This is a genomic window from Gordonibacter sp. RACS_AR68 (genome assembly GCF_030418485.1).
GTDB lineage: Bacteria > Actinomycetota > Coriobacteriia > Coriobacteriales > Eggerthellaceae > Gordonibacter > Gordonibacter urolithinfaciens.
The window spans coordinates 833959-855003 of the sequence record NZ_JAIPUP010000001.1; the positions used below are offsets into that span (position 1 = coordinate 833959).

The window sequence follows — 21045 nt, forward strand, 5'->3', positions numbered from 1 at the left end:
CTGGGAGGCGATCCGCGGTTGTCGCCTCCCAAGAAACAGGGAACCGGTTACGCCCTAGTTCTTCAGCGAGTTGAGCGGCGCGGGCATGCGGCCGCCGCGGTGGGCGAACACGCTGCCGGCGTATTGGTTGACCGGCATGACCGGCGCGTAGCCCAGCAGGCCGCCGAAGTCGAGGCGGTCGCCCACGGTCTTGCCGATGGCGGGGATGAGGCGCACGGCGGTGGTCTTGCAGTTGATCATGCCGATGGCGCACTCGTCGGCGATGATGCCGAAGATGGTCTCCACGGACGTGTCGCCGGGCACGGCGATCATGTCCAGGCCCACCGAGCACACGCAGGTCATGGCCTCCAGCTTCTCGAGCGACAGGGCGCCGTCCTCGGCCGCGCGGATCATGCCGGCGTCCTCGGACACGGGGATGAACGCGCCCGACAATCCGCCGACGGACGACGACGCCATGACGCCGCCCTTCTTCACCGCGTCGTTGAGCATGGCGAGCGCCGCCGTGGTGCCGGGGCCGCCGCACTGGCCCACGCCGATGGCCTCGAGGATCTCGGCCACCGAGTCGCCCTCGGCCGGCGTCGGCGCGAGCGACAGGTCGAGGATGCCCTGCTGCACGCCCAGGCGCCTCGACGCCTCGCGGGCCATGAGCTCGCCGGCGCGCGTGATCTTGAACGCCGTGGCCTTGATGGCCTCGGCCACGCTCGTGAGGTCGGCGTCCTTCGGCAGGTCGGCCAGCACGGCGCGCACCACACCGGGGCCCGACACGCCCACGTTCACCACCGCATCGGCCTCGCCCGAGCCGTGGAACGCGCCGGCCATGAAGGGGTTGTCCTCCACGGCGTTGCAGAACACCACCAGCTTGCCCGCGCCGATGCACTGGCGGTCGGCCGTGGCCTCGGCCGTCGCCTTGACGATGCCCGCCATCTTGAGCACGGCGTCCATGTTGATGCCCGCGCGCGTGGAGCCCACGTTCACACTCGAGCACACGTTGTCGGTGACGGAGAGCGCGTGAGGGATGGAGTCCATGAGCTTGTGGTCGGCGGCTGACGCACCTTTGTGCACGAGCGCGCTGAAGCCGCCCACGAAGTCCACGCCCACCTCCTTCCCGGCGCGGTCCATAGCCACGGCGATAGGCGTGAGGTCGGTCGCGTCGGTGGCGGCGCAGATCTCGGCGATGGGCGTGACGGAGATGCGCTTGTTCACGATGGGGATGCCGTACTCGCGCTCCAGCTGCTCGGCCGTGGGCACGAGGCGCTCGGCGGCCGTGGTCATGCGGTCGTACACCTTGCGCGCCATGACGTCGATATCGGAGTCCGTGCAACCTCGCAGGTTCAGCCCCAGCGTGATGGTGCGGATGTCGAGGTGCTGCTTGCTCACCATGGCAAGCGTTTCGGCGATTTCGGCAGGCGTGATCTGCATGGCCCCGTCCTTCTCTTTGGCGTGCTCGGAATGCGTGTCGAACCAGTCTAGCAAACCGCGCGTGCGGCGGCGGCACCGTTCGTTCGATTCCGAGGTTTCTTCTCACGAGGAATGCGAAAAAAGAACGGACGTCTCATATGGAACTTCGCAGCGAGATTGCAGGAGCCGGTGATGGGGCGGCGAAGGCGCAACGGGCGCGCGTCGGCTCGACGCGAGAGAGGGGGTCGGGGGCGGGTGCGAAAAGAGGGGAAGGCTGGGCGGAAGGAGGCTAGGCGGGGCCGGTGCTCACCTCGCCGTAGGGCAGCTCGCGGCGCGTCTTGTCGGGCAGCTCCACCACCAGCTTGAAGTCCTCGGTCAGGTCGACGGCGCGGGCACGCACGCGCGAGCCGTTGCGCGCCACGACGATGGGCTGGCCCAGAAGGAAGCACCGACGGCGGTACTCGTCGTAGAACGAGCGGTGGGGAAGGCTCTCGTAGAGGCTCCAAAAGCGCGCCAGCATCTCGGCGGCCAGCCGGCTGCGCAGCGCGCCGACGGCCTCTTCGCACACGGCACCGGCCACGTCGGCGATCTCGCTGGGGAAACCGGAGGCAGGCACCCGCACGTTCACGCCCATGCCGAGCACGGCGTGCTCGAAGCGTCCCGACTCCATGTCCACTACGCCCTCGGTGAGGATGCCTGCCACCTTGCGGCCACGGCAGAAGATGTCGTTCACCCACTTGATGAGGGCCTCCTCGCCGGTGACGGCCTCGATGGCCTGCGCGCACGCCACGGCAGCCGCGCAGGTGAGGTACTGGGCGGCGTCGGCCTGCAGCCGGGGGCGCAGCACCACGCTCAGGTACACGCCCGCGCCGGCGGGGGAGTAGAACGTCTTGCCCAGCCGCCCCCGTCCGGCCGTCTGTTCCTCGGCCACCACGACCACGCCCTCGGGCGCGCCCTCGAGCGCCCGGCGCCGCGCTTCGGCGTTTGTGGAGTCCACGCTCTTGCGCACCGTTATATCGAACGGATGCCCGTCCGGGAGGAACCGCTCGATGCTGGCCGGCGACAGCAGGTCGTTCTCCTGCGCCAAGCGATATCCCCGGTTCGTGGCCGCCTCAACAACGTACCCTTCCGCCCGCAGCACCTCAACGGCCTTCCATACCGCGTTGCGGGTCACCCCCAGCTCCTCTGCCAGCCATGCTCCCGACACATGCCGGTCCCGCTGGCACTCCAGCATCCGCAGTACGAGCTCTTTGGTTCCCATCGCGCGCCTCCCTCGTTCGTCCGCTTCCATCCTAGAAGTGCGGTTCCCTCGCTGTCAACGTGAATGATAAAGAAAGGTGACAATGAGAAGCGCGCAACCGCTCTTTTATGAGATACGAATCGAAAAATGGAACGGATGTTTCACGTGAAACATCAGGCTTATGCTCTGCGCAATGAAAGATTCGCGCGGAGTCCGGCCTTCTATTCGTGGGATGAAGCGTTTATGCGGAACGAAAAATTCATGTCCCGAAAAAGCAGATGCAGAAGCAGATGCATAAGCAGATGCAGAAGGGGAGGGGGCTCTGCGCATCGGCTTCGCCGGCGGTCTTTTCCAGCAGCTTTTTCCGGTTGATTTTTCGTCTGCCGGCTTGGGGTCTCCGGCTACGGTCGGATTTGGGTGGGGAAAGTCCGGGAATCGGGGAGCGGCGTTGAAATTCTGCGGTTATCCTCGTACAATGGACGCTATTGAACAAGTTGTCTATTATTGGCCGAAATGTTCAAAAGCGTGTAATTCGCCTGTTCGACCTGCCGGTATCGGTAAAAACGAAGGGAGCCGCATGACGACGGCTGTTGCTGGAAAAATGGCTCGGGGCACCGCGAAATCGCTTGTACCGGTCGCGGTCGCACCCGTTCCCGCTGATGCGAAGTCGGACGATGGCGCCCGTTCCGTTCCCGCGTGCTGCGAGGACCGGCGGATCACGCGGTCGAAGCGGGCGCTGCGCGACGCGCTCATCGAGCTCATGGAGGAGCGCGGCTTCGACGGCTTCACGGTGAACGACCTGTGCGTCCGGGCCGACCTGAACCGCGGGACGTTCTACAACCATTACCACGACAAGGAGGCGCTGCTCGCCGCGTTCGAGGGCGAGATCATGCACGACCTCGAGCGCTTCCAAGTCCAGATGCAGGACCTTACGGTGCGCAGCCTTATGACGTACCGTGCGCGCAAAAAGCCACTGCCATTCCTCGTGGAGCTATTCGACTACCTGCGCGAGCAGGGCGACTTCCTGCACGCGGTGCTCGGCCCCGGTGGCGATGTGCGCTTCGGCCCGCGCCTGCGCGACTCGGTGTGCACCAACCTCGTGCAGTCCATCCTGCACGAGCGCTACCGCAATGATCCCTCGCCGTTCGTCGGCTACTACGTGGCGTTCTTCGCCTCGGCGTACCTGGGCGTGATCGAGCGGTGGATCGAGACGGGTATGCAGGAGAGCTCGGAGGAGATGGCGTTGATCGCCATGCGGCTGTTCTTCATCAAGCCGGGCGAATCGATCAAACTGTAGCGCCTCGAAGCGCAAGCCGAGGAGGCGGACTCTGTGAAGGAACCTATGAAGGAGAGCGTCATGGCGAACGAGCCCATGGACACCAACGAAGAGCGGGCAGGGCGCGTGGAGGCCCGGAACGAGGCTGCCGGCCAAGGGTTGGCGGGTGGAGACGGCGCGGAAGGGCCGGCTGTGACGGCGGCTGAAGGCGCTGCCGTGGAGCCCGTCCCGCTGCATATCGGCATCGACGTGGGGTCCACCACGGTGAAGCTGGCCATCCTCGATGCGGCGAACGACGTGAAGTTCTCCGTCTATCGCCGCCATCACGCCGACGTGCGCGCCACCATCGTGGAAGTGCTCTCGGAGGCCGCAGCCGACTTCGGCGACAAGCGCATGACCATCGCCATCACGGGCTCGGGCGGCCTGCTGCTCGCCCAGTGGCTGGGCATCGAGTTCGTGCAGGAGGTCATCGCCAGCAAGACGGCGGTGGAAACCTTCATCCCCGCCACCGACGTGGCCATCGAGCTGGGCGGCGAGGATGCGAAGATCATCTACTTCGACCAGGGCATCGAACAGCGCATGAACGGCACGTGCGCCGGCGGCACGGGCGCCTTCATCGACCAGATGGCCGCGCTCTTGAACACCGACGCCGGCGGCCTGAACGTGCTGGCGCAGGGCGCGACCACGTTGTATCCCATCGCCAGCCGTTGCGGCGTGTTCGCGAAGACCGACGTGCAGCCGCTCATCAACGAGGGCGCGCGCAAGGAGGACATCGCCGCGTCCATCTTCCAGTCGGTGGTGACGCAGACCATCAGCGGCCTGGCGTGCGGCCGCCCCATCCGCGGCCACGTGGCCTTCCTCGGCGGCCCGCTGCAGTACCTCCCCGAGCTGCGCAAGCGCTTCTACGAGACGCTGGAGCTGGACGACGAGCACATCGTCGTGCCCGACAACGCCCACCTGTTCGTGGCCAGCGGCTGCGCCATCGCGGGCGCGGCCAGCGAGACGACGCGTGCCGAGCTTCTGGGCGACGTGCTCGACCGCCTGAAGAGCCTCGGCGACATCCAAGGCTCCGAGGTGGTGCGCCTGCCCCCGCTGTTCGCCAGCGATGAGGAGTACGCCCAGTTCAAAGCTCGCCACGACGGCGAATGCGTGCGTCGCGGCAGCCTCATGGACTACGAGGGCACGGCCTACCTTGGCATCGACGCCGGCTCCACCACGTTCAAGGCCGCGCTCATCGGCGAGGACGGCGCGCTTCTGTGGTCGCATTACGCCAGCAACAAGGGCGACGTGCTGGGCTGCGCCCGCACGGCGCTCACGAACCTATACAACGCCATGCCGGTGAACGCAGACACCGGCGAGCCGCTCGTGCGCATCGGCCACGCCACGGTGACGGGCTACGGCGAGCACCTGCTGCTCGAGGCGCTGCGCGTGGACTCCGGCGAGATCGAGACGGTGGCGCACCTGCGCGGTGCGCAGGAGATGCTGCCGGGCGTGGAGTTCATCCTGGACATCGGCGGCCAGGACATGAAGTGCCTGCGCGTGAAGGACGGCGTCATCGACCACATCATGCTCAACGAGGCGTGCAGCTCGGGCTGCGGCAGCTTCATCGAGAGCTTCGCCACGGGCCTCAACCTGGACGTGGCCGAGTTCGCGCAGACGGCCGTGAGCGCCGAGCGCCCTGTCGACCTGGGCAGCCGCTGCACCGTGTTCATGAACAGCCGCGTGAAGCAGGCGCAGAAGGAAGGCGCCACCGTGGGCGACATCGCCGCGGGCCTTGCCATCTCCGTCATCAAGAACGCGCTGTTCAAGGTCATAAAGATCCGCGACCCGCACGACGTGGGCACGAAGGTCATCGTGCAGGGCGGCACGTTCCTGAACGACGCCGTGCTGCGCGCGTTCGAGCAGCTGTCCGAGGTCCAGGCCGTGCGCCCCGACATCGCCGGCAACATGGGCGCGTTCGGCGCCGCGTTGCTCGCCCGCGACCGCTGCCACGAGGCCATGGCGCTCGAGGCGCGCAAGGCAAAGGCGGGGGCGGCGTGGAGCTCCGAGAACGACGAGCTGGCCGCGCCCGCCGCGGTGTGCTCGACCCTGCTCTCGCTCGAGCAGCTGGCGGCCCTCTCTCCCACGCACAAGACCGTGCGCTGCAAGGCGTGCGAGAACCACTGCCTGCTCACCGTCAACGACTTCGGCGTGGACGAGGCCACGGGCAAGCACCGCCGCTTCATCACGGGCAACCGCTGCGAGAAGGGCGCGGGCACGTTCGACGAGGCCAAGGCCGCCGTGCCGAACCTCTACGAGTACAAGAGCCAGCGCCTGTTCGGCTACGAGCCGCTGCCCGCCGACCGGGCGACGCGCGGCAGCGTGGGCATCCCGCGCGCGCTCAACCAGTACGAGAACTACCCGTTCTGGTTCACGTTCTTCACGAAGCTGGGCTTCCGCGTGGTGCTGTCCGACCCGTCCACGAAGAAGACCTACGAGGCCGGCATCGAGTCCATGCCGTCCGAGAGCGTGTGCTACCCGGCCAAGCTTTCCCATGGCCACATCATGAACCTGCTGGACAAGCATCCCGACTTCATCTGGTTCCCGTGCAGCAAGTGGGAGCGCCAGGAGGACGAGGGCGCGGGCAACCACTTCAACTGTCCCATCGTGGCCAGCTACCCCGAGGCGCTGCGCCTCAACATCGACGAGCTGCGCACGTCCGATGTGAAGCTGCTCACCCCATGGCTGCCCTACGACCAGAAGGAGCACCTCAAGAAGCGCCTGTTCGTGGAGCTGGTGGAGGCGCACCCCGAGCTCATGGGCACGGCGGGCGCGCCGACGCAGGCCGAGGTGGACGCCGCCGTGGATGCCGCGTGGGCCGAGGACGAGGCCTTCAAGCGCGACATCCGCGCGAAGGGCGAGGAGACGCTCGCCTGGATGGAGGCCACGGGCACGCACGGCATCGTGCTGGCGGGCCGTCCCTACCACAACGACCCGGAGATCAACCACGCCATTCCCGAGCTCTTGACCAGCTTCGGCCTGGCCGTGCTCACCGAGGACTCCATCGCGCACCTCGGCACGCTCGAGCGCCCCATCCGCCTCGTGGACCAGTGGATGTACCATACGCGGCTGTACGCGGCGGCGAAGGTGGCCACCGAGCGGCGCGACCTCGACCTCGTGCAGCTGAACAGCTTCGGCTGCGGGCTCGACGCGCTCACCACCGACCAGGTGCAGGAGATCCTCGAGCGCGCGGGCAAGGTGTACACCGTGCTGAAGATCGACGAGGTGTCGAACCTGGGAGCGGCGCGCATCCGCGTGCGCTCGCTCTTGGCGGCGCTCAAGGACCAGGCCGACGAGCGGGCCGACGCCGAGCGCATGCCGCGCGGCTGCCCGGCGCTCAGCATCGACCCCGAGAAGTTTGCCGCCACGCGCGAAGCTGCCGTCCAGGCAAAGTCCGGCCAGGCCGAGGCCGTAATCGCACGCGAGCTGACCGGCGCAACCCCCGAGACGTTCACCCAAAAGGCGGCGCCCGAGGTCATCGCGCGCTTCAGGCAGCGCGAGGGCGCCACCACCGAGTTCCCGCGCGCGGTGTTCACCGAGGAGATGAAGGAGGCCGGCTACACCATCCTGTGCCCGCAGATGGCGCCCATCCACTTCGAGCTGCTGGTGAAGATCTTCCACCGCAACGGCTACAACCTGGAGCTGCTGCCGTCGGTGGACCACGGCGCGGTGGACGCGGGCCTCAAGTACGTGAACAACGACATATGCTACCCGTCCATCCTGGTCACCGGCCAGATCATGGAGGCCGTCATGTCGGGGCGCTACGACACCGACAAGCTGGCCGTCATCATCACGCAGACGGGCGGCGGTTGCCGCGCCACGAACTACATCTCGCTCATCCGCAAGGCGCTCGCGGCCGTGGGCCTGCCGCACATTCCGGTGATCGCGCTGTCGTTCAAGGACCTGGGCGAGAGCAACCCGGGCTTCAAGGTGACGCCGAGCATGCTCCTGCAGGCCGCGTACTCCATCTTCTACGGCGACCTGCTCATGATGGCGCTGTACCGCACGCGCCCCTACGAGGCGGAGCCGGGCAGCGCGAACCGCCTGTTCGACCACTGGATGTCCGTGTGCCAGGGTCAGCTCATGCGCGGACTCAAGCGCCGCGAGTTCAAGGACACGGTGCGCCGCATCGTGGAGGACTTCGACACGCTGCCGCTGGTCGGCGAGGGCACGAAGCCGCGCGTGGGCGTGGTGGGCGAGATCCTCGTGAAGTTCCACCCCACGGCGAACAACCAGATCGTGGACGTCATCGAGCGCGAGGGCTGCGAGGCCGTGGTGCCGGGGCTGGCCGAGTTCTTCCTGTTCGGCATCGCGGGCGGCATCTTCCAGAAAGATCCGCTCGGGCGTTCGGCGAAGGGGGCGCTGGGAAGCCGCATCGGGCTCTGGGCCATCGCGAAGCTGCGCGCGCCCGTGACGAAGGCGCTTGCGGCTTCGAGCCGCTTCGAGCCGCCGGCCGACATCTACGAGCTGGCCGAGTACGCCAGCGAGATCCTCAGCCTGTGCAACTCGATGGGCGAGGGGTGGCTGCTCACGGCCGAGATGGTGGAGCTCATCCGCACCGGCGCGCCCAACGTGGTGTGCACGCAGCCGTTCGCGTGCCTGCCGAACCACGTGGTGGGCAAGGCCGTCATCAAGGAGCTGCGCCGCCGCTACCCGGACAGCAACATCGTTGCGGTTGACTACGATCCCGGCGCGTCGGAGGTGAACCAGCTCAACCGCATCAAGCTCATGATCAGCGTGGCGAAGGCGAACCTGGCCGACAAGGAGGCCGAGGCGAAGGCGGCGCGCGACCGGTTCGTGGACGCCGCCCGCCCGCATGCAACCCAAGAGGACGCCGGCGAGCTGGAGATCGAGACCGAGAAAGCGTAGCGCCGAGGGGCCGCCGCCGAAACGCCGCGGCCCATTCGCCGAATTCGGGGGGGGGGGGCTTCATGCACCGAATCCTGTATACTCGGGAGAAAAGCTTCGCGAGGAAGGCGGCGCGTATGCGGAGGATCGAAGCGTTGGCGGCCATGGCAGCATGCGCATGCCTGTGCGCGGCGCTTTCTGGATGCGCCGTGAAGGAGCCTGCGGCCCAGGAGGAGGCGGATCCGGCTCCGCAGGCGGCCGTTCAGCCGACCCCCGATTTCAAGGAGTCCGCGTCCGGCGACCCTCGGCTGCGCGAGGGCAAGGAGGAGGTTACTGTGCTCGTGCTCAACGCGAGCAGCGCGGAGGGAGCGGCGCGCAAGGCTGCCGAGAAAATCGAGGCGCTCGGCTTCGAGCACGTCACGACTGGCAACGCCTCGTACTATCAGACCGGGAACCGGGTTTCGTATCACCACGAGGAGCATCGCGCGGAGGTGGACGAGGTCGCGGCGCTGTTCGACTCGCTTCCGCCCTACGATCCCTATTGCTACGAAGATGCGAAGAGCGGCGGCTGGAGCATGGACTACGACATTCTCGTCATGGTGGGTTGACCGTCAGCTGCGGACGACACGGTCAACTGTTCTCAGGGAAGAGAACCGTCGGCGCAAAGCGTCACTATTGTCGCCGTGCGGGCGCGCAGCCGGTGCGGAGGGACTTCGCGGATTCGCAGGCTTCCAGTCACCGTTTTGACAGCTGTGAAGCTTTTCGGCGGGAAGCAGGCGTTTGGCGCTCTTCACGACCTGCGTAAACGCGGAGAAGACGACTGCCTGGCTGCCGAAATCGAGCTCCAAGTGAACGAAAAGACTTCAGAGCGGTTAAAACGGTGACTTCGAGCCCCGCTTTTCGCGTAGCGACTTTGTCAGCTGTGGCGAACAACTCCGTCTACTAGCCCCATGAACGTGTCGGCCATCGTCTCGGGCGATTCCTTCGCGCCGCTCTCGAGCCAGCAGAGCAACACGTTGTAGAACGCGCCCGCGTAGAAGTACACCTCGTAGCGCGCGGGCGAGCTCAGGGGCATGTCGCCCCACGCGGCTATCTCGCAGTCGGTGACGAGGTCGAGCAGCGACGTGGCGGCCTTCGCGCGGTGGAAGGCCAGCACGAGCTTCGCGTTCTCCCGGTAGAAGCGGAACTTGTACTCCACGAGCGCGCGGTCGCGGAAGCCCTCGCGGCCCTCCGGCTTGCCCGCATGGTAGCGCTCGGTGACCTGGCGGATACCGTAGTCCACCAGCTCCTCCACCGAGGAGAAGTTGCGGTAGAACGAAGCGCGCGCCACGCCGGCCTGCTCCACGAGCTCGGTGACCGTCACCTTCGACCAGTCCTTGCGGCCGGCGAACTCCACGAGCGCGGCCAGCAGCCGGTCCTTCACCTGCTGGTTCGCGAGCTTCCGCTTGTCCATGAGGCACATCCCCCCGTTTTGTCCCGTCGCGGCAGTTGACGGCATCGCACAACATGATACAAAATGTATCACATCAGGTAGAGCGGGGCAATGGTTCTTCCCGATGCGCGTTGTCGCCCGAAAAACGCGGTTTTCGTTTCAAAATCGTGCTTTTCGGGCGACAACAGGGCTTAGCGAGCCGCATGCGAAGAACCGGTCAAAAGAAGGGGAAGACGCCATGATCCTGTACTTCAGCGGCACGGGCAACAGCCGGTGGGCGGCGCGGCGGCTCGCCGACGCCTTGGGCGACGCCGAGGTCGTGTCCATCAACGACGCCTTGAAAGCGGGCGAGGCGCCCGCGCTGCGCTCGGAGCGTCCGATAGCGGTGGTGGCGCCGACGTACGCGTGGCGCCTGCCGCGCGTGGTGGACGCGTGGCTGCGCCGCGTGAGCTTCGAGGACAACCGCGACGTCTACTTCGTGTTGACCTGCGGCGGCGGCGTGGGCAACGCGGCGAAGTACGCGCGAAGGCTCTGCCGGGTGGCGGGCCTGCGCTTTCGCGGCTTGGCCGAGGTGGTCATGCCGGAGAACTACGTCGCGCTCTACGACGTGCCCGACGAGGAGGAATGCCGCAAGCTGTTGGCGCGGACGGGGGAGCGCCTCGACCAGCTCGCGGCGCTCGTGCAGGCGGGCGTGCCGTTTCCCGAGGCGCCCCCGAACATGAAGGCGCGCTTCCGCAGCGGCCCGGTGAACGCCGCGTTCTACCCGGCGCTCGTGCACGACAAGGCGTTCGCCGCCTCGGACGCGTGCACGTCGTGCGGCCTGTGCGCCGCGCGCTGCCCGCTGAACAACATCGTGCTCGAAGGGGGCCGGCCCGTCTGGAAGGGCGAGTGCACGCACTGCATGGCCTGCATCGGCGGCTGCCCGACCGAGGCCATCGAGTACGGCGAGAAGTCGAAGGGCCGCCGCCGCTACTACCTGGAAGAGGGCGCGGTCGCCTCGTAGGGCAAGAGTCTGCCCTTGCCGTTCAACAGGTAAGACGTTTCCGGTCGACGGCAAGGGCAGAGCCCATGCCCTACGGGCTAGCCTGCCGATCCAGAAAGGAGCCCCCATGCGCTTCCCTCACGAGATAGCGATCGATCCTGCACGCTGCATCGGCTGCGGGCTGTGCCGCGACGACTGCCCGGCGAGCAACCTCTCCGTCACGGGTGGGAAGGCGGCGCCGCTCACGCAGGCCTGCATCATGTGCGCGCACTGCGTGGCCGTCTGCCCGACGAATGCGGTTTCCATCAGCGGCTTCGACGAGGAGCCGCGCCCGCTCGACGGAGCGGAGGCGCTCGAGCCCGCCCGGCTGCTCGCTGCCATCGGCGCGCGTCGCAGCATGAGGCGCTTCGCCGAAGGGCCCGTGTCCGACGAGGCGATCGCCGACATCGTGGAGGCCGGCCGCCTCACGCCCACGGGCAAAAACGCCCAGGACGTCTCCTACATCGTGCTGCGCGAGCGCCTCGACCGCTGCGAGCAGCTGGCCGTGCGTCTGTTCCGCCGCATCCTGCCTCTCGCCCGCCTCGTGGACGCCACGGCGCGCCGCACGGAGGTTGACGAGCATTTCTTCTTCAAAGGCGCGCCGGCCGTGATCGTGGTGGTGGCGAAGGACCAGGTGAACGGCGCGCTCGCCGCTTCTAACATGGAGCTTGCGGCCCAGGCGCACGGCCTTGGCGTGCTCTACAGCGGCTTCTTCGCCTTGGCGGCCAAGCTCTCGCCCGCGCTGCGCCGCGAGCTCGGACTCGCGCGCGGACAGAAGGTGGTCGCGGCGCTCGTGGTGGGCCACCCCGCCGTGACGTACCGCCGCACCGCCCCGAAGGAGCCTGCGGACGTGCGCTTCCTGTGAGAGCGTGCCGCATGCGGCGGTTCCGTGTCCGTTCCGTAAATTGTTATCAAAAAAGTATCATTTTGCGGTAGCATGAGGCCCGAACAAAAGCCGCCGTCTGAAAGAAGGAACCATGGCCTCCCTCTACGATTTCACCGTCAAGAACCAGCAGGGCGAGGACGTCTCGCTCGCCGACTACCAGGGGCGCGTGCTGCTCATCGTGAACACCGCCACGGAATGCGGGTTCACGCCCACCTACGCCCAGCTCGAGGAGCTGTACCGCAGCCTGCACGAGCGCGGCCTCGACATCCTCGACTTCCCGTGCGACCAGTTCGGCCACCAGGCGCCGGGCACGGACGAGGAGATCGCGCAGTTCTGCACCTCGCGCTTCGGCGTGACGTTCCCGCAGTTCTCGAAGATCGAGGTCAACGGCCAGGACGCCGACCCGCTGTTCGCCTACTTGCAGCAGCAGAAAGGCTTCGAGGGCTTCGACGAGGGCCACGAGCTCACCCCGATCCTCGAGGACCTGCTGGCAAAGGCCGACCCCGACTACGCCTCCAAGCCCGATATCAAGTGGAACTTCACGAAGTTCCTCGTCGACCGCGCGGGCAACGTCGTTCGCCGCTTCGAGCCCACGGCCAGTACCCCCGACGTCGTGTCCCCCGCCGTGGAGGAGCTGCTGTAGCCTCCGCCGCCAACGCCTGCGCCAACTTCGCTGCCGCATCGCATTCGATGCGGCAGTTTTTATCCGAACGAATATTCTAACTCCCCCTTTGACGCACAGCTCGGCAGCTTGCCGATGGAGGCTTCCGCGTCGATCGGCCCGGATCCGCATGCGGCCCGCTGCCCGGTCGGCCGCCGGCGCCCCTCTTCGCGTTTTCTGCCCCTCCGAGTCACAGTTTTGACCGCTCTGAAGCCCGCGCGGGCGGCCTGGCGGGAGCCCGCTTCGCGCCACCTGGGCGAACGGCCTCGGCCGGCCGCCGCTCGGGCGTCCAGGCGGCCCGCAGGGCGTCAAAAGGCTTCAGAGCGGTCAAAACTGTGACTCGGAGGGCCCGAAACCCGAAGGGCCCCTCCCCTTTGGCGCACGGCCCGCCCGTCCGGGCGCCCGATTCGCGCGCGGCGCCTTCCGAATCGGGCGATTGCACGCCAAAGGGGGAGTCGGAACGGATGGTTCACGTGAAACATCGAGGCTCGATGCGGCCCCTGCAACCTCTTCGCGACAAACCGCGTGCGATCTGCCATCATCGGGTGGTGGAAAGGCGGCGGCATCAGGCGTATCGTGTTGTGGCGAGGAGTAGGAAAAACATGATCGGTTCGAACATTCAGAGCAGGCGCAAAATGACGGGCCTCACGCAGGAGCAGCTGGCCGAGCGCTTGGGCGTGGCGCGGCAGACCGTGGCGAAGTGGGAGGCGGGCGATTCCGTTCCCGATCTCGCGCACGCGGGCGCGCTGGTCGAGGCGCTCGACGTGTCGCTCGACGCGCTCGTGGGCTTTGACCCGCAGGGCACGATGCTGCCCATGCCGCCGCGCAGCACTCCTACCTGTTCGGCCTGTTCGGCGGCTTGCAGTCCAAGATCGCGGAGTGGACGGCGGCCGAGCGCGCCGCGAACCCCGACGCGCACCTCACGCTGGCCTGGGTGCCGCACGACTGGGTGCGCGGCCTGTACTTCTACGACGACTTCGACGTGCGGTTCGCCGAGACGTTCCACGACGGCTCGTGGTTCGCAGGCGTCGACCAGGCCGACCTGCTCTCCCGCATCGCCTGTCCCACCGTCTACCTCAAGGCGAAGACGAACTACGGCGAGGACGGCCTTTTGCTGGCAGCCAATTCCGACGAGGACGCCGCGCGCGTGCAAGAGCTCGTCGGCGCCTGCGAGACGATCGTCGTCGAGTCGGGCCACGACATCCACTACGATCAACCAGAGGCGTTTGTGGAGGCCATGGACAGAGTGGCCGGAAATAACTGATCGAACGGCGCCGCGTGGCGGGAGCCTGTGGGCGCGAGGCTACGCGGGGCAAGCGCCCGGCTCCGACAGCAGTTCGAGGAAGCAGGCGAGGGCGGTGGCATGCGAGGCTCCGCCGCTGCCGGCAGCGGCGGGCCGCGCGCCGGCATCCGGGCGTCGGCCTGCGACGCGCGCCTGCGCGGGGTCGCGAACGGGGCCTTCGTCCCGGTAGAGCGCGTGCCAGCTCAGCTGCAACCCGTCGGCGGCAGCCGAGGGCACGAGGGCCATACGCTCTTCCAGCCGGTGTGCGAGGGAATCGTCCGATGCAAGGTCGTCCTCGGACAATAGGTGGATGCCGTCGCCGTGGCCCATCAGGTAGAGCTCCTCGTAGCGGGAGCAGGGCAGCAGCTTGACGGCCGGCCGGAAGCCGCGGCTTCGGCAGGCGGCGGCGAACGTGTCCCTCAACGGCTTGCAGGCCTTGTGCGCGAACAGGAGGAACGTCTCGTGGCGCAGGGATGCGAGCTCCGCTTCCGGCAGTCCCGCCGCCTCTCGCGGCAGGCCGAACACCAACCGGCTCCCCGGTCGCGAGATCGCCGCCATTCCCACGCCGGCAGGGGGCTTGAAGGCCGGGGCACCTGCGTCCGGCGTGGCCACCCGGCCGTCCTGCCCGTCCTCGCTGACGCTTCCCGCCCCGCAAGGACGAGCCTCTTTCACCAACTGCACGAACGCCACGTCGCAAAGGTCCTCGGCCACCGCCTCTCCCGGCGTCTTTCCCGCGGGCGGTGCCACGTACTCCACGATGGTGCGCGGATGTGCGCGTACCGTTCCGTCCGCTGCGGCCGCGAGTCGTGCGGACAGCGGCCTGAGCGCGGGCGTGTCGTGGATGCGGATGCGCGCGGGCGCCACACGGCGCAATTCTGCCAGCTCGTCCTGCATGCCGGTGTAGAGGTCGTCCATGCGCAGGGCGGTTTGGAGCACCGTGTCGCCTGCCGGCGTCAGCCTCACGGGCAAGATGTCGGCCACCAGCTTCACGTTCAGCTCCTTCTCCAGCGCACCCACGTGGCGGCTTAGCGTGGGCTGTGACAGGTTGAGGGCCTTGGCCGCGGCAGAGTAGCTGCCTTGCAGCACGACTTCGGCGAACTCGCGAAAGACGTTGATGTCCATGCTCCCCTCCTGTGGCACGGGGTTCCACTCGTCCTTTCCATCGTACCACGAATTGACGCTTATAGCGGTCATTCCGACGGCGAACATGCTTTGCCGGAGGGGAAGGCCGCCGCCCGGCCATCTTGCCGCCGAAGCCCCGCCCGTGCCCTTGCGTTTTCCGCATACCGGTATGCAGGTTTTACCCGCATGTGGGCCGAAGCGCATGGCCCCATCCGATACTCGCATTTTATCTATGCAGGTCAGCCCTCGTATACTGCAATCGCAGACTCCTTTTGCGGAGCATAGCGCGCAACTTCACGGGGAGTCGCATGCTCGAGACGAAACGGAGGAAGGGGAGCATCATGGCGCAGGAAAAGGGCGTTTCACGTCGGGACTTCTTCAAGGGGGCCGGCGTCGCCGCGGCGGGGGCCGCCATGGCGACGGCGGGCTTGGGCCTCGCGGGGTGCGCGGGCGGCGGGGGAGCATCGGCCGACGCGGAGCAGTGGGACCAGGAGGCAGAGGTCGTCATCGTCGGCTACGGCGGAGCGGGTGCGTGCGCGGCCATCGCGGCGGCCGACGCGGGCGCCAAGGTGCTCGTGCTGGAGAAGAACGCCGAGGACAAGCACCTGTGCAACACCGTCATGTCGGGCGGCATCTACCACTCTCCGGACCCCGACGGCGACAAGGAGGCCCTGAAACAGTACCTCAAGGCCATGTTCAGCGGCGAGAACCTGGACACGAAGGCCGAGGGCGAGCAGTCGCCCCTGTTCGTCGATGACATCGTGGAGAAGTTCGCCGAGTACTCGCCGAAGAACGTCGAGTTCATGCAGAGCCTCGACCCCGACTACAAGGTCATCGAGCGCGGTGGCGCGGCGTTCCCCGACTTCCCCGGCGCGAAGGAGAGCGGCTACAAGAGCTACAACTCCACGTACGGCAAGTCGGCCACCGGGCCGGACTATCCCACGCTCGACCTGCCCAAGGAGGACACGGCCGCCGGCCTGGCGTTCTTCAACTGCCTGAAGACCGGCATCGCCGCCCGCGCCGACAACATCACCATAGCCTACGAGACGCCGGGCAAGAGCCTGATCATGGACGACGAGGGCGCCGTCATCGGCGTGGTTGCCACGCAGGGCGACAAGGACATCCGCGTGAAGGCCGGCAAGGGCGTTATCCTGACCACCGGCGGCTACGAGTACAACGAGGAGATGCGCCGCGCGTTTTTAGAGGGCCAGGGCATCACGGGCTGGGCGTTCTACGGCACGCTGTCGAACACGGGCGACGGCATCCGCATGGGCTGCGAGGCGGGCGCTCAGCTGGCGAAGGTGGGCAAGGCCGCGTCGCGCCTGATCTGGTCGTGCCCGGACGTGCAGGTGGGCTCCATGAACGTGGGCTCGATCACGGACTCCGTGGGCGGAGCCGGCACCATCGTCGTGAACTCCGAGGGCAGGCGCTTCATGGACGAGACGCTCATCACGAAGGACCCGAGCCGCTACTTCTCGTACAAGAACGCCGTGCACATGGACATCGTCACGCTGGAGTTCCCGAACACCCCGGCCTACATGATTATCGACGAGACGAAGCGCAAGGCGGGCCCGCTGGTGAACACCACGCTCTCCACCTGCGGATTCGGCATCATCGATTGGGATAAGGACAATCAGAACGCCATCGACAACGGCTGGCTCATCAAGGCGGATTCCATCGAGGAGCTGGCGCAGAAGATTCGCGACACGCACGAGCTGAACGAGGGCCGCATGGATCCGGCCGTGCTCGCCGCCACCATGGAGCAGTACCAGAAGATGGTGGACACGGGCATCGACGAGGAGTTCGGCCGCACGAGCGCCACGAAGAACGCGCTCACCGGCGAGGTGGTCGACCCCGGCTTCCAGGCCATCAGCACACCGCCGTTCTACGCCATGCCGCTCGTGGCGGGCGGCCCGAACACGAAGGGCGGCCTGCAGGCCGACGGCGACCGGCGCGTCATCGACTGGAACAACGAGCCCATCCCGCGCCTGTACACGGCCGGCGAGATTTCCTCGTGCTTCAAGTTCGTGTACCAGGGCGGCGGCAACGTGACCGAGTGCATCGTGTGCGGCCGTATTGCCGGCGAGAACGCGGCGGCCGAAACGGCTTGGGACGCGAAGTAGCCTGAAGCGCCCGCGGCGCGGCGGGTCGGCCTGCGGGCGGGCCGTGCCAGCGCCCGCCCGGCGCCGTTTGGCGCCGGGCTTCCGTACCGGATCCATGCCACCGGCGGGGATACCCTCCCTCCCCATTCCCCGCCGCGTGGCTGGCTCACCATCGAGGGAGATAACCCATGAGAAACGTGAAGGCCGGCATCGCGTCGGCCGTGTGCGCTGTGTGCCTGCTGGCGGCCGTTGCGGCCGGGGCGGGCTGCGCGCCGAAGGCCCACGAGGGCCCGCTGGCGAAGGATGCCTCCATAACCGTCGACTTCACGTGGTCGGCCGACGCCAACTGCGCGACCTGCCATGCGACGGAGGACGGGTCGCTGGAGGGCATGCCGTGCTACGGGGCCCTTTCCGCCGCCGGAGGGAACACCTGCTCCGTGTGCCATGCCGACGAGGCCGGCCTGGAGAAGGCCCACGAGGGCGCCACGCCCGACCGCGCGAAGGAGCGCGCCACGAGGTTGCGCGACACCGCCATCGACGAGCAGGCATGCTTCGCCTGCCACGGCAGCTACGAGGAGCTGGCGGCCAAGACGGCCGACTCGGCCGTGCTGACCGATGCCAAGGGCACCGTCGTGAACCCGCACGCCCGCCCCGCGGGCGAGGGCCATGCCGGCCAGACGTGCGCCGACTGCCACGCGCTACACTCCGGCGAGCCCGTGCAGGAGACGGCGCCCGAGTTCTGCATCAGCTGCCACCATACGAACGACTACCAGTGCCACACCTGCCACCAATAGGAAAGCGAGCCTTCCGCATGCGCCTCTGCGCGGCTGCGGGCGCAGCAAGCCCCATTTTTGACTGCGGCGCTCGATGGCGCTAGAAACGTCGCGGTGCCCGATGGGCCGAATGCACGCCGGCGTCCGGCCGCGCTCTGGTACCGGCAACGGTTCTATGGCCGTTTCGCAAAACGTTAGCAAAACGGTATTATTTGGGGGCACGATGGATACCGACTTGAAAAGGGCCGGCCGCGCGACTTCCTTGCGGCGTTCGTCGAGGTCTTGGACGGGCGGTCGTAAGGTGCGGTCGGCAGACGCCGCAACGCCGCCGTCAGCGGGCGGCGAGCAGCGTGCCCACGATGGCGTCAATGTCGAGCACTGGCAAAGTCTCGGCATCGAAGCCCTGCGGGAAGCGCGTCTTCAGCGGCGCGTGCTTCGTCTCGTCCAGGTTCACCACGCACGGCGTGCCGACGAACCTCAGCCCGAGCAGGTTATCGCCGCTCCGCACGATCACGATGTAGGACGATTCCTCGTCGGCGGCGCCACCGGTGTCGAGCACCGGCACAAGCTCGTAGCCGCGTGGGAGCACGCCGCTGAACTCATGGGGAAGGAAGGCCAGGGATCTGATCTCGCTGGCTGGCACCACCTCTTCGATTGAGGTGAACGCGATGGCCATGTTGCCGCTCTCCGTGGGAATGACGAGCGCGTTCGAACGTCGGAGATCCTGCTCGTTCCCGCTGATAAGCTTCTCTATCCATCGCAGGCGCTGCTCACGATCGCGCACGGGAGCCCTCCTCCTTAAAAACCGCGTTCAACAGGCGGCGAATGCTTATCACGGCGCAGGGTGCGCCGTCTTTGAGGCGCGAGTAGCCGAAGCAGCCCGCCCTGCGCAGGGTGCCGTGGTCGAGCAGCGGGGGCAGCTTGCTTACGGAGATGCGCTCGTAGCCGTCCACGGCGTCCACGGCAAGACAGCGCAGCTCTCCCAGTGCTTCGAGGAACAAGGCGAATGCGGGACTTTCCGCCTCCAACGGCGAACCTGAATCGGGCCCGTTCAGCAAATCCGCGCGTCTGCCGTCTTCGCCTATATAGAAGACGGAGCTTGCTCGCATACGGCTTTCAGATCGAGCCTCCCGCCCGTCCTCGTCCCTCCCGATCCGCTCGGCGCGATATGCCTCGAAGTGCCCGATCTGCTGGGCGGGCAAGGCGAAGCGCATCGACCCTGTGCGCAGAAGGGCCGCCTCCATGATGGTGAACGGCACGGGGAAGTGAAGCGCTATCTCCAGCGTGCCGTGGTCGGTGTTGCGCACCTCGCCGCGGCCGCCTATGTGCTGCAGGGTAGAACCGATTTCATTGAACTGGGAAAACATACTCGAAACAGGGTTTTCGACAGCCGCGACGAAGCCGGGGAGCAACAGAAGGGCGCCTATCTCCTCCTCGGTGTAGGTTTCGAGCGGTCGCGTCAGCAGCCCACGCTCCAAAGCCTGCTTGCCGATGATGCGAGAGTCGAACGGCCTTCCGTCGTGCTCGATCCGGCAGACCACTTCCGAGCCATCGCTTTCCAAGCGCAGGCGCAGCGTTGCGCGCGGGGGCTTGCCTGCCGCCATGCGGTGCTCGGGCTGCTCGATGCCGTCACGGAGGCACGACCGTATGACGCGCTTGATAATCTCCTTCATCGAGGCCAGTACCGATCGATCGAGCGCTATATGGCCGTCTACGATATCGAGGTCGACAAGCACGCCGAAACGGCGGCCGTAGTCGGCGACGAGGGTTTTGAGCGACGGGGCCATACGATCGAAGGGCTCGATGCGGGAACGCGCGACGGCTGTTCTCAGTTCGTCCACCACCTGGGCATGCGAGAAGACAATGCTGCTCAGCTCGCGGTCTTGCGGCTGGTTCTCGGCATGTTCGTGCAGCTTGCGGTGCACTTCCTCGAACTTTGCGAGGAGGTTCGTGAGATCGCCGCCTCCTCCGTCCAGCTTGCCTTCGTCGGCAAAGGTGGAAGGCGATGCGAACGCGGAATCCTCTATTCCGTCGGCTTCCAGGTCCTCCTTCTCGTAAGCCGGCAGGGAAGCGTGGTCCTCGACAAGGGTGCAGTGATCCACGAAGAACGAGCTTTTTATGGTCAGCAGCACCTGCTCCGGGGTGGGCGAGCTGAAGCGCAGGTACAGCCCATGGTCTCGCGGGAAAGCAATGGTGGACCGGTCGCTTTTCACGGAATGCGGATGGCAGGAGAGATTGTCGCAGAGCGGCGCGATGCGGCGCATAACCAGCGACGCGCGCGTGTTCTCAAGCCCGCAATTGGGTTTGAGAACGACCCGCACCGTGAGCTCCTCGTGCCTAACCGCCTTCATCTCTGCTCGCTTGACGCTTCGGGCTGCGCGAATGTGCAGCGGTTCTTCCCGGTTTCCTTGCCGTGGTATAGCGCGCGGTCGACGAGCACGAAGTTCTCGGCGAACGTGAGATCCGGATCGAAAGAGCTCAGGCCGAACGTGAGCGTGCAGGAGAATTCGCCTGCACCGTCGTCGATGCGGTATGCGGCCACTTCCTCGCGCATGCGGTTGCATAGGCGCAGCGCTTCGTGCTCGGGCATCGAGGACAGGACGATGAGCAGCTCCTCACCGCCCCAGCGGATGACGGGGTGGTTGCCGGCCAGGTCGTCGAGGATGTCGGCGATGCACACGATGGCGATGTCGCCCGACTGGTGGCCGCGCACGTCGTTGATGGCTTTGAAGTCGTCGATGTCGCAGAGGGCGAGCACGATATTGGACTCGTCCCCGGTTTCCCGCATCTTCTGCTCAAGATAGTCCGTGAGGTAATGGCGGCTGAACAGGCCGGTCAGCTGATCGCGGAAGGCCAGGCCGCGCATGGTGTCCAGCTGCTCCCGCAGCGCAGCGTTCGCCGCACGCAGGCTCAGGAACTCGGCGCGCTCCGGTTCCGCGAAAAAACTCGGCAAGGGGCTTTTGGC

16 protein-coding genes and 1 pseudogene are annotated in these 21045 nt (G+C 66.8%); 10 read left to right on the forward strand and 7 right to left on the reverse strand.

What is annotated here, in order from left to right; translation table 11 throughout:
• Positions 1-54: 54 nt before the first annotated feature.
• Positions 55-1419, reverse strand: coding sequence for a PFL family protein (locus tag K9U15_RS03535; protein ID WP_096228593.1), 1365 nt, complete (start codon positions 1417-1419; stop codon positions 55-57).
• Between the two features lie 268 nt (positions 1420-1687).
• Positions 1688-2659: a biotin--[acetyl-CoA-carboxylase] ligase gene (locus K9U15_RS03540; protein WP_227115022.1), complete on the reverse strand. Its 972-nt coding sequence runs from the start codon at positions 2657-2659 to the stop codon at positions 1688-1690.
• 556 nt (positions 2660-3215) lie between these two features.
• Here K9U15_RS03540 and K9U15_RS03545 point away from each other — a divergent pair.
• The 3 genes from K9U15_RS03545 (at position 3216) to K9U15_RS03555 (ending at position 9409) form a co-directional block, all read left to right on the forward strand.
• Complete coding sequence (locus K9U15_RS03545) at positions 3216-3935, forward strand: TetR/AcrR family transcriptional regulator (RefSeq protein ID WP_227115023.1); 720 nt, start codon at positions 3216-3218, stop codon at positions 3933-3935.
• A gap of 33 nt (positions 3936-3968) precedes the next feature.
• Complete coding sequence (locus K9U15_RS03550) at positions 3969-8822, forward strand: 2-hydroxyacyl-CoA dehydratase (RefSeq protein WP_301155613.1); 4854 nt, start codon at positions 3969-3971, stop codon at positions 8820-8822.
• A 116-nt stretch (positions 8823-8938) separates the two neighbouring features.
• Positions 8939-9409: a LytR C-terminal domain-containing protein gene (locus K9U15_RS03555; RefSeq protein WP_123649912.1), complete on the forward strand. Its 471-nt coding sequence runs from the start codon at positions 8939-8941 to the stop codon at positions 9407-9409.
• Positions 9410-9717: 308 nt separating this feature from the next.
• Here the strand turns inward: K9U15_RS03555 and K9U15_RS03560 are convergent, their stop codons facing one another.
• Positions 9718-10254, reverse strand: a complete 537-nt coding sequence (locus tag K9U15_RS03560) for a TetR/AcrR family transcriptional regulator (RefSeq protein WP_096228590.1) — start codon at positions 10252-10254, stop codon at positions 9718-9720.
• Positions 10255-10471: 217 nt separating this feature from the next.
• On the opposite strand from K9U15_RS03560, the gene K9U15_RS03565 reads away from it, so the two are divergent.
• From K9U15_RS03565 to K9U15_RS03585, 5 genes and pseudogenes are all read left to right on the forward strand, one after another.
• Complete coding sequence (locus K9U15_RS03565) at positions 10472-11236, forward strand: EFR1 family ferrodoxin (protein ID WP_096227278.1); 765 nt, start codon at positions 10472-10474, stop codon at positions 11234-11236.
• 106 nt (positions 11237-11342) lie between these two features.
• On the forward strand, positions 11343-12119 hold the full coding sequence (locus K9U15_RS03570; RefSeq protein ID WP_301155614.1) for a nitroreductase family protein: 777 nt from the start codon (positions 11343-11345) through the stop codon (positions 12117-12119).
• Between the two features lie 112 nt (positions 12120-12231).
• On the forward strand, positions 12232-12783 hold the full coding sequence (locus K9U15_RS03575; RefSeq protein WP_096227276.1) for a glutathione peroxidase: 552 nt from the start codon (positions 12232-12234) through the stop codon (positions 12781-12783).
• A 653-nt stretch (positions 12784-13436) separates the two neighbouring features.
• Positions 13437-13529: pseudogene (locus tag K9U15_RS03580) on the forward strand (helix-turn-helix transcriptional regulator); the annotation flags it as partial.
• A gap of 131 nt (positions 13530-13660) precedes the next feature.
• A complete protein-coding gene (locus tag K9U15_RS03585; protein ID WP_301155615.1) occupies positions 13661-14065 on the forward strand; it encodes an alpha/beta fold hydrolase in 405 nt (134 codons plus the stop codon).
• Positions 14066-14104: 39 nt separating this feature from the next.
• Here K9U15_RS03585 and K9U15_RS03590 read toward each other — a convergent pair whose 3' ends face one another.
• Positions 14105-15205, reverse strand: coding sequence for a LysR family transcriptional regulator (locus K9U15_RS03590; RefSeq protein ID WP_301155616.1), 1101 nt, complete (start codon positions 15203-15205; stop codon positions 14105-14107).
• A gap of 341 nt (positions 15206-15546) precedes the next feature.
• On the opposite strand from K9U15_RS03590, the gene K9U15_RS03595 reads away from it, so the two are divergent.
• On the forward strand, positions 15547-17328 hold the full coding sequence (locus K9U15_RS03595) for an FAD-binding protein (RefSeq protein ID WP_154270652.1): 1782 nt from the start codon (positions 15547-15549) through the stop codon (positions 17326-17328).
• Between the two features lie 167 nt (positions 17329-17495).
• The gene (locus K9U15_RS03600) at positions 17496-18101 is read left to right on the forward strand and encodes a cytochrome c3 family protein (protein ID WP_301155617.1); all 606 of its coding nucleotides are present in this window, start codon (positions 17496-17498) and stop codon (positions 18099-18101) included.
• 310 nt (positions 18102-18411) lie between these two features.
• On the opposite strand, the gene K9U15_RS03605 is transcribed toward K9U15_RS03600, so the two are convergent.
• From K9U15_RS03605 to K9U15_RS03615, 3 genes are read right to left on the reverse strand one after another with little or no spacing between them, the layout of a single operon-like run.
• Positions 18412-18864 carry a bifunctional autolysin gene (locus K9U15_RS03605; protein WP_123674460.1) on the reverse strand — a complete coding sequence of 151 codons (453 nt, stop codon included), beginning with the start codon at positions 18862-18864 and terminating at the stop codon, positions 18412-18414.
• Positions 18851-20431: a chemotaxis protein CheA gene (locus K9U15_RS03610; RefSeq protein ID WP_301155618.1), complete on the reverse strand. Its 1581-nt coding sequence runs from the start codon at positions 20429-20431 to the stop codon at positions 18851-18853. Before K9U15_RS03610 ends, K9U15_RS03605 begins: the two co-directional genes overlap by 14 nt.
• Complete coding sequence (locus K9U15_RS03615) at positions 20428-21033, reverse strand: GGDEF domain-containing protein (RefSeq protein ID WP_241557754.1); 606 nt, start codon at positions 21031-21033, stop codon at positions 20428-20430. The genes K9U15_RS03610 and K9U15_RS03615 overlap by 4 nt, the downstream gene beginning before the upstream one ends.
• Positions 21034-21045: the final 12 nt, after the last annotated feature.